Source organism: Flavobacteriales bacterium, from assembly GCA_013001705.1.
Taxonomy (GTDB): domain Bacteria; phylum Bacteroidota; class Bacteroidia; order Flavobacteriales_D; family JABDKJ01; genus JABDLZ01.
This window is the reverse complement of sequence record JABDLZ010000024.1, coordinates 1-7,717: the sequence shown is the minus strand read 5'-3', so window position 1 is coordinate 7,717 and position 7,717 is coordinate 1. Positions and strand designations below refer to the sequence as shown.

Annotated in this window: 7 protein-coding genes; 5 read left to right on the top strand and 2 right to left on the bottom strand. The window is 49.9% G+C overall.

Going from position 1 to position 7,717, the window contains the following annotated elements; all coding sequences use genetic code 11:
- The 3 genes from HKN79_00655 to HKN79_00645 all read left to right on the top strand — a co-directional run.
- A partial coding sequence (locus HKN79_00655) for a hypothetical protein (protein ID NNC82062.1) occupies window positions 1-1,202 on the top strand: 1,202 nt, incomplete at its 5' end.
- A gap of 67 nt (window positions 1,203-1,269) precedes the next feature.
- Window positions 1,270-1,965: a hypothetical protein gene (locus HKN79_00650; GenBank protein NNC82061.1), complete on the top strand. Its 696-nt coding sequence runs from the start codon at window positions 1,270-1,272 to the stop codon at window positions 1,963-1,965.
- A gap of 169 nt (window positions 1,966-2,134) precedes the next feature.
- Window positions 2,135-2,677, top strand: a complete 543-nt coding sequence (locus tag HKN79_00645) for a 3-hydroxyanthranilate 3,4-dioxygenase (GenBank protein ID NNC82060.1) — start codon at window positions 2,135-2,137, stop codon at window positions 2,675-2,677.
- An 18-nt stretch (window positions 2,678-2,695) separates the two neighbouring features.
- Here the strand turns inward: HKN79_00645 and HKN79_00640 are convergent, their stop codons facing one another.
- The gene (locus HKN79_00640) at window positions 2,696-3,733 is read right to left on the bottom strand and encodes an amidohydrolase family protein (GenBank protein ID NNC82059.1); all 1,038 of its coding nucleotides are present in this window, start codon (window positions 3,731-3,733) and stop codon (window positions 2,696-2,698) included.
- A gap of 203 nt (window positions 3,734-3,936) precedes the next feature.
- Here HKN79_00640 and HKN79_00635 point away from each other — a divergent pair, with 203 nt between their 5' ends.
- A complete protein-coding gene (locus HKN79_00635) occupies window positions 3,937-5,832 on the top strand; it encodes an amidophosphoribosyltransferase (GenBank protein NNC82058.1) in 1,896 nt (631 codons plus the stop codon).
- Between the two features lie 166 nt (window positions 5,833-5,998).
- Window positions 5,999-7,117: an ATP-binding protein gene (locus tag HKN79_00630; protein ID NNC82057.1), complete on the top strand. Its 1,119-nt coding sequence runs from the start codon at window positions 5,999-6,001 to the stop codon at window positions 7,115-7,117.
- Window positions 7,118-7,382: 265 nt separating this feature from the next.
- On the opposite strand, the gene HKN79_00625 is transcribed toward HKN79_00630, so the two are convergent.
- The coding region (locus HKN79_00625) for a DUF2480 family protein (GenBank protein ID NNC82056.1) at window positions 7,383-7,717 on the bottom strand (335 nt) is incomplete at its 5' end.

Genomic DNA, 7,717 nt, shown 5'->3' with positions numbered 1-7,717 from the left:
ACTCCGAGACTGTGGCCCAAAGCTTGGCCAATGAAGCGGTGATAGGCTACAGTTTTGCCTACCCTATGGGCGTGATTGGCGGGATGATCGCTATCGTTTGGGCCCAGAAATGGCTGAAGATCGATTATGCGGAAGAAGCCAAGCGCTGGCGAAAGGACTATCCATTGGATGAGCGTTTGAGCAGTTGTGCCGTGGAGATCACCAATCCCGAAGTCTGCGATAAGGAGTTGCGGGATCTGATGAATGGATACGATTGGAATGTCAATTTCGGTCGCATTCTCAAAGAAGGCAGACTCGGGCTCATCAATTGGAGCACGCGCTTCGAGGTGGGGGATAAGATCATCGTGGTGGGAAATGCGGAGGATCTGGAAGAGGTGATCGAAGAATTCGGAAAAAGGGTCAAGATGCCCCACACCGAGGATTCCCGCTCCTATGATGCCCGAAGCATCTTCGTTTCCAATCCGAATGTTGCCGGAAATACCATCGCTTCATTGAATCTGGATGAGCGATTCAATGCCGTGATCACCCGTATACGAAGAGGAGATGTGGAGATGTTGGCAAAAGGGGACACCGTGCTGGAACTCGGAGACCGTATCCGATTCATGGCCAGACGAAGGGACCTGAAGGATCTATCCTCTTTCTTTGGTGATTCCTACCATCAGTCGAGCCGTATCAACTTGTTTTCCTTCGGAATTGGAATGGGGCTCGGTCTCATTCTAGGAAATGTTCAGTTCGATCTGGGCCCGACACTTTCTTTCAAACTCGGCTATGCCGGTGGACCACTCATCGTAGGGCTCATCCTAGGGGGTATCCGCAAAACGGGCAAAGTCCTCTGGACCCTGCCGTACAGTGCGAATGTCACTTTACAGCAGATCGGATTGATCCTGCTTCTCGCTACGCTGGGTATCCGCTCAGGCGGTGCATTGGTGGCCTCACTGTCCATGGATTCGCTCTGGATAGTGATCGCTTCAGGAATCATCAGTCTGAGCACGGCCCTCACCATACTATTCTTCGGCTATCGCATCTTGAAACGTCCCTTTGGACTACTGATGGGAATGGTGGCCAATCAACCGGCCATCTTGGATTTCGGTATAGAGAAGGCCAATAATCGCTTACCGATGTATGGATTCACCGTGATGTTCCCCATCGCTCTGATCCTCAAGATCGTGATCGCCCAGATCCTCTTCATCGTCCTGTCCTGACCGTTCTTCTGGAGTCGTAACCTCCTGCCCTGCAAATACGTATGGGTATAGACATAATTCCATTGTCATGAACACCGGACTCAAACTGACCTTCACTATGGCCCTTCTCGTCATAGTCACCCTGTCCACTCAGGCCCAACAGGCCATGTGGCGTGATCAGGCCTTACGACCCTGTAAGAAGAAGGATGCCCAACTTTATGTGAAGACCACCCCGGCCGACCAGGCCTATAGGCTGGAGATGTTCGACCTGGAAGGGCGGCTGAAGATGATCGGTAAGGCCACCGATGAGCGCGGAGAGAGATTCCAAGGGTATTTCGAGTTCTATCATGATAATGGCAAGCTAGAGAGCAAAGGGCACTATCTCAATAATCACAAGATCGGAATATGGGAGCGATTCGATAGCAGAGGAAATCGCTTGGCAGAACGCATGTATGCGGCCTTCAATCCGGTCAAGCAGGCCTTCTTCTACGTGGACAAGATGCCCGAATATGAAGCAGGAACTGAAAATTTTCTGGATTTTTTGAAACTTAAGCTGAAACCCCTCGTAGAAGATGGTGGTAGCGCACAGAAAGGAGAAACAATCGAAATCGGATTCGTAGTCTCTGAACAAGGTCGCATCGAAGACATCGAGATGGTCAAAGGACTGAACGATGAATGGGACGAGAAAGCGCTGAACGTATTACAGGCACTGCCTAAGTGGGTGCCAGGAAGGAATTCTGGTGAGAAGGTCCGAGTGTGGATCCAGCTTGCCGTGACCCTCTGAGCCTTTGAACTAAGAAATTGATGATTTAGTTTGGTTAGTTTAATGGTTGGAAGAGCCCGTCCCGAATAGATTTCGGGATGGGTTTTTTCTTTTTTATCCGATCCGGGACCTTCAGCCTGTCCCATCCAGCTGAGTATATTAGGGGCTCAACTTCTTAGACCCTATTCACATGGCCATACGTAGACCTTTCAATCTCGATCAATGGATAGCCGAACATCGTGATGAACTCAGACCACCGGTAGGCAACCGCAACCTGTACAAGGAATCCGGAGACTATATCGTCATGATCGTGGCCGGTCCCAATGCCCGTAAGGACTATCACTACAATGAGACCGAGGAGTTATTCTATCAGTTGGAGGGGAATATTACGGTGCGCATCCAAGAAGATGGAAAGGCCGTGGATATCCCATTGGGTCCGGGAGATATGTATCTGCATCCGGCCAAGGTGCCGCACTCACCCATGCGTGAGGAAGGTAGCTTGGGACTGGTCATAGAATGCAAGCGCAATTCAGAGGATACCGATGGTCTGCTCTGGTTCTGCGATAACTGCAATCATAAACTGCACGAGACCTATTTTCCCTTGACCAACATCGAAAAGGATTTCCTACCCAGATTCAAAGAATTCTACGGTTCGGAAGAACTTCGCACCTGTGATAACTGTAGTCATACCATGGAGGTGGATCCACGTTTTGTAGAAAGCACTGAAAGTTAATAGGACCCAGTAACAGATTCAGCTTGTTGTAAGCTCTTTGCCTAGCCAATCCAAGACATTCTTGTGCCAGATGTCCTTGCCTTCTTGTTCGGTGAGGATGCCTGTCTCAACGGCATAATCCACCACCCTTCCGGGATAGGACGTGCCCACTCCTTCCATTTCTCCTAGCGGATATGGGTCATCCAATCCCATGATGATCTGGCTGGCCTTCACGCGCTTTTTGAGCAGCTCCAGCGTATACGAGTCATGCACCAAGGTGTCGAAATAGAGATTCTTGCTGCCCAGTGTCGATCGCGGGTCTTGGTAGCCCTTGAAGATATCCGGCCTTCCATCGAAGCCTTGTATCCTTCTACCGTAATTGGCGATTCCCAGCATCCCTCCATGGGCAAAGCATGTTCGTGAATTCGGAAATCTATTGGGATGATTGCGCAAAGAATAGATGTGCAAGGTATCGGCACATTGTGCGATCATCCATACGAGATGGAATCGCCAGTATTGGTTCTTGAGTGCGATCATCTTCTCACCGTCATAGGGGTGGATCTGAATGGCCAGCCCGTATTCATCGGCCAATTCATAGATGGGGTCTACTTCTTCCTCGGCAGTGGATAGCCACTCACCATCAGCACTTAAGAAATGGGTCGGAAGGCAGAGTATCCGCAACCCCAACTCATTGACACAACGATCCATCTCGCGAAGGGCCTGCTCCATGTAGAGCGGTTGTACTACAAAACCGCAGGTGAACTTCTCAGGATAATCCGCTTGGATCGAAGCATTGTAGTCGTTCTGAAATCGAATGCCATCTGCACAGTCCTGTTCAGACCATCCATTGCAGTACATCTGTGATAGACAGAGCATGACTCCATGATCGATATCATAGTGCTCCATCCATTCCAATTTTTCTTTCAGGAAGAAACTGGGATGTGTAATGGGTCTGGACCATTCACCTTGACGCATGAATTTCTTGTCCTCATCCACCCAGAACAATTTCTTATCCTTCATGAATTGCGGGATCTGATGGGGTTCAGGAAGAATATGTCCGTGTCCGTTGATGCGCATGATCGGTTTTTCCTAAGTGGGCTCTCAAGGTAGCACCTTATCCATAGCTCTGGTTAAAAGTATAGAGGATAGTCGACATCCCATTCAAGTGTCGAGATAGAAAGATAGCTGTCGGAAGCTCATGAAACACGGATTTTGGACCCTAAGCCGACCTACCGTTCCATTTGATTATATGACCTAACTTTGCCCCTTAGTGACCCACGATGAGTGATAGCATAAAGCACGAGTGCGGTATCGCACTGCTTCGCCTGAAGAAACCCCTCTCTTACTACACCGAAAAATACGGCACGCCATTCTATGGTATCCGTAAGATGTACCTGCTCATGGAGAAGCAGCACAATCGGGGTCAGGATGGAGCCGGACTGGCCAATATCAAGATAGGTACCGAGCCGGGTACCCGATACATCTCACGCAAGCGCTCGGTAGGGCAGAAGCCTATCAAAGAGGTGTTCGACCATGTCAATAAGCGATTCAGCAGATTGCTCAAGACCCACCCCGACAAAGCGATGGATGCCGAATGGCTGAAGCGCAATGCGCCTTTCACCGGGGAGCTCTTCATGGGGCACTTGCGTTACGGAACTTTCGGTAAGAACAGTATTGAAAATTGCCATCCCTTCCTTCGGATGAACAATTGGAAGACCAAGAATCTGGTCGTGGCGGGCAATTTCAACCTGACCAATGTCGATGAGCTCTTCGATTTCATGGTCTCCATTGGCATGCATCCCAAAGAGAAGACCGATACCGTCACAGTGATGGAGAAGATCGGGCATTTTCTGGATGAAGAGAATGAGCGTATCTACCGGAAGCATAGGGAGCAAGGGGCCAGCTATCAAGAGATCTCCGAGCACATCGCAAGAGAGTTGGACATACAGAACATTTTGAAAAATGCCTCCACCGATTGGGATGGGGGTTATGTCATGGGCGGTCTGGTGGGCCATGGGGATGCATTCGTACTCCGCGATCCATCCGGTATACGTCCGGCCTATTATTATGAGGATGATGAGATCGTGGTGGTGGCCAGTGAGCGGCCCGTGATTATGACGACTTTCAACGTGGCTTATGAGAAGGTGAGGGAACTGCGACCGGGACATGCCATTACCATCAAATACACCGGTGAGACCGAAATGGTCAAGATCAAAGAACCCAAAGAGAAGAAGGCCTGCTCCTTTGAACGCATCTATTTCTCACGCGGCTCGGATCAGGATATCTATCGAGAGCGGATGGAACTGGGCAAGAAACTGGTCCCGGCCATACTCGAGGCCATCGATGAGGATATGGACAATACCGTGTTCTCCTTCATCCCCAATACGGCCGAAGTGAGCTTCTACGGGATGATCAAGCGGCTCGAGAACCGACATAACCGGGAGAAGATCAGACGCATCAAGGCCGGTGGACTCAGCGATGAGGAATTGAGCGAATTGATCAATTCCCGTACACGTATCCACAAAGTGGCCATCAAGGATGCCAAGTTGAGGACCTTCATCACCAACGATTCCGATCGGGATGACTTGGTAGAGCACGTCTATGACATCACCTACGGCACAGTGATACCAGGCAAGGATACCCTAGTAGTGATCGATGACAGTATCGTCAGAGGTACTACGCTCAAGCAGAGTATCCTACGCATGCTCGACCGACTGAAGCCCAAGCGCATCGTAGTGGTCTCCTCAGCACCGCAGATACGCTATCCCGATTGCTACGGGATCGATATGGCCAAGATGGGCGACCTGATCGCCTTCCGAGCGGCCATCGCCCTGCTCAAGGAGAACGATATGGGCTACATCATAGATGAAGTGATGAACGATTGTGAGAAGCAACTCGAACTGCCCAAAGAGGAGGTGATCAATCATGTCAAAAGGATTTATGCACCCTTCACGAGCGAAGAGATTTCTCGGAAGATTGCGGAACTGCTCACCCCAGAAGAACTGAATGCCGAGGTCAAGATCATCTTCCAATCTATCAAAGGCCTACATGCCTCCTGTCCGGAGCATACGGGCGATTGGTACTTCACCGGTAACTATCCGACTCCGGGTGGAAACAAGGTGGTCAACAAGGCCTTCATCAATTTCTACAAGGGCGTCAACGAGAGGGCGTATTAGGGTGGATTCAAGAGTCCAGATAGAGGATTCAAGAGTTCAGATTCAAGAATCAAGAGTTCAGAATCAAGACCCAGGATTTAAGAGAACGGGTGTTCGAGGGTAGGTAGAGTTCGCGCATATTATATGTGACATAAATTATAACACATAAAATATGTACCTTTGATACATGCAGGACGACTTCAATCCATTTCCTATCTATAACTATGTATCCAAAGAGTATTTCTGCGATAGGGAAGATGACCTGAAGCGATTGCGAAAGGCGATGGCCAATCAGCGCAATGTGCGATTGATCTCCTTGCGCAAGTTGGGTAAGTCCGCACTTCTGCATCACTTCTTCAAGAATCAGCGGAAGTATGTCACGGTATATCTCGATATCTATCGAATACGCAGTGAAGAGGAGTTCATCCAGAAATTGGTCGAGGAGGTGGTCAATCAGATCGGAAGGCCTGGTCCGGGGCTTATGAAGAGGATCTTGGAGACCATGCGTTCTATAGATCTCAATGTGGGTTTTGATGAGGTCACTGGCCTACCTCGTTTCGGAGTGTCTGTCAGGCCCACTCCATCCCGGGATGTGACCATGCGGGAGTTGTTCCAATTTCTGGATCAACAGAAAAAAGTGGTCATCATCGCTATAGATGAATTCCAGCAAGTAATGGAGTTCAGTGATGGAAGGACCGATGCCTTGCTCAGGGAATACATACAGCAGAGTAAGAATATCCGGTTCATTTTTTCCGGAAGTGACCAGCGGATGATGGCCATGCTGTTCTCCGATCATAAACGACCATTCTATCAGTCTACAGAGCCTATCCACTTGGACTACATCGATCAAAGGGTCTACAACGATTTCATCAGAGGGCATTTCCAATCTGCGGAGAGAGAGATAGCTCCCGAGGTGATCGACCGTGGATTGACATGGGCAAGATGTCACACCTATTATGTACAGTTCCTCTTCAATCGGCTCTATGGTCTGGGCCTCAAGAAATACGAGGAAAGCGACCTGCTACAGGTGAGGAACAGTATCCTAAGGGAGCATGGATCGGAATTCAAGGCCTTGACCAAACTGCTGAGTCCTCATCAGGCCAAGCTCTTGCTGGCCATTGCAAAGGCTGGAAATGTAGATGTCCCTACGCGTAGCTCATTCATCCGCGAGCATGGGCTCAGTGCGGTCAGTACCGTCAGACAAGCTCTGGGCGTATTGGAAGATAAGGAGTTGATCCACAGAAATGAAAGCGGCTACATGGTCACCAATGTCTTCCTCAGTCGCTGGCTGGAAAGCGACATCTGAAATCCTCCGTCCCGCATTGAACTACCCCACAACGCAAAAACCCAAAAACAAGAACTCATCAACGCATAAACACCTCAACCCAACAACGCATTCAACCCACAAACGCATTCAACGCCTCAACGCATTCACCCCATCATCTAATTATCTAATCGACCCCTCAACCCCCAAACGCATTCAACGCCTCAACGCATTCAACCCACAAACGCATTCAACGCATTCAACGCATTCAACGCATCAACCCAAACTCCATCATCTAATTATCTCATCATCTAATCGCCTCCCTAGGCGCCTTATACACCGGAACCGAACTGCACGCTTCTCCGAACATGAGGGATTTCACCACCGGCTGCAAGCGCTGCGTGAGATAGAGATAGGCCGAAGTGGGTACGTCCTTGCCGCAACCGCGCACCATAACCCTTCCCTCACGGTAGGCTTCCCGGTCCATGCTCGCGATGGCCTCTTGGTACAGTACATCTTCCATGCTCTCTAACGTACCGAAGTGCACAGTCTGGGCTACACCTTGCAGTTTGCTACCCACCAGCATGTAGGCCCAGGCGGGGATGACTGCATCTGCTGAGCAGGTGACTGCCACATGGGCGT

What these genes read in the sequence shown, in the direction of transcription:
- HKN79_00650 (NNC82061.1), top strand. Translation starts at nt 1,270, where the DNA reads ATGAACACCGGACTCAAACTGACCTTCACTATGGCCCTTCTCGTCATA.
- HKN79_00645 (NNC82060.1), top strand. Translation starts at nt 2,135, where the DNA reads ATGGCCATACGTAGACCTTTCAATCTCGATCAATGGATAGCCGAACAT.
- HKN79_00640 (NNC82059.1), bottom strand. Translation starts at nt 3,733, where the DNA reads ATGCGCATCAACGGACACGGACATATTCTTCCTGAACCCCATCAGATC.
- HKN79_00635 (NNC82058.1), top strand. Translation starts at nt 3,937, where the DNA reads ATGAGTGATAGCATAAAGCACGAGTGCGGTATCGCACTGCTTCGCCTG.
- HKN79_00630 (NNC82057.1), top strand. Translation starts at nt 5,999, where the DNA reads ATGCAGGACGACTTCAATCCATTTCCTATCTATAACTATGTATCCAAA.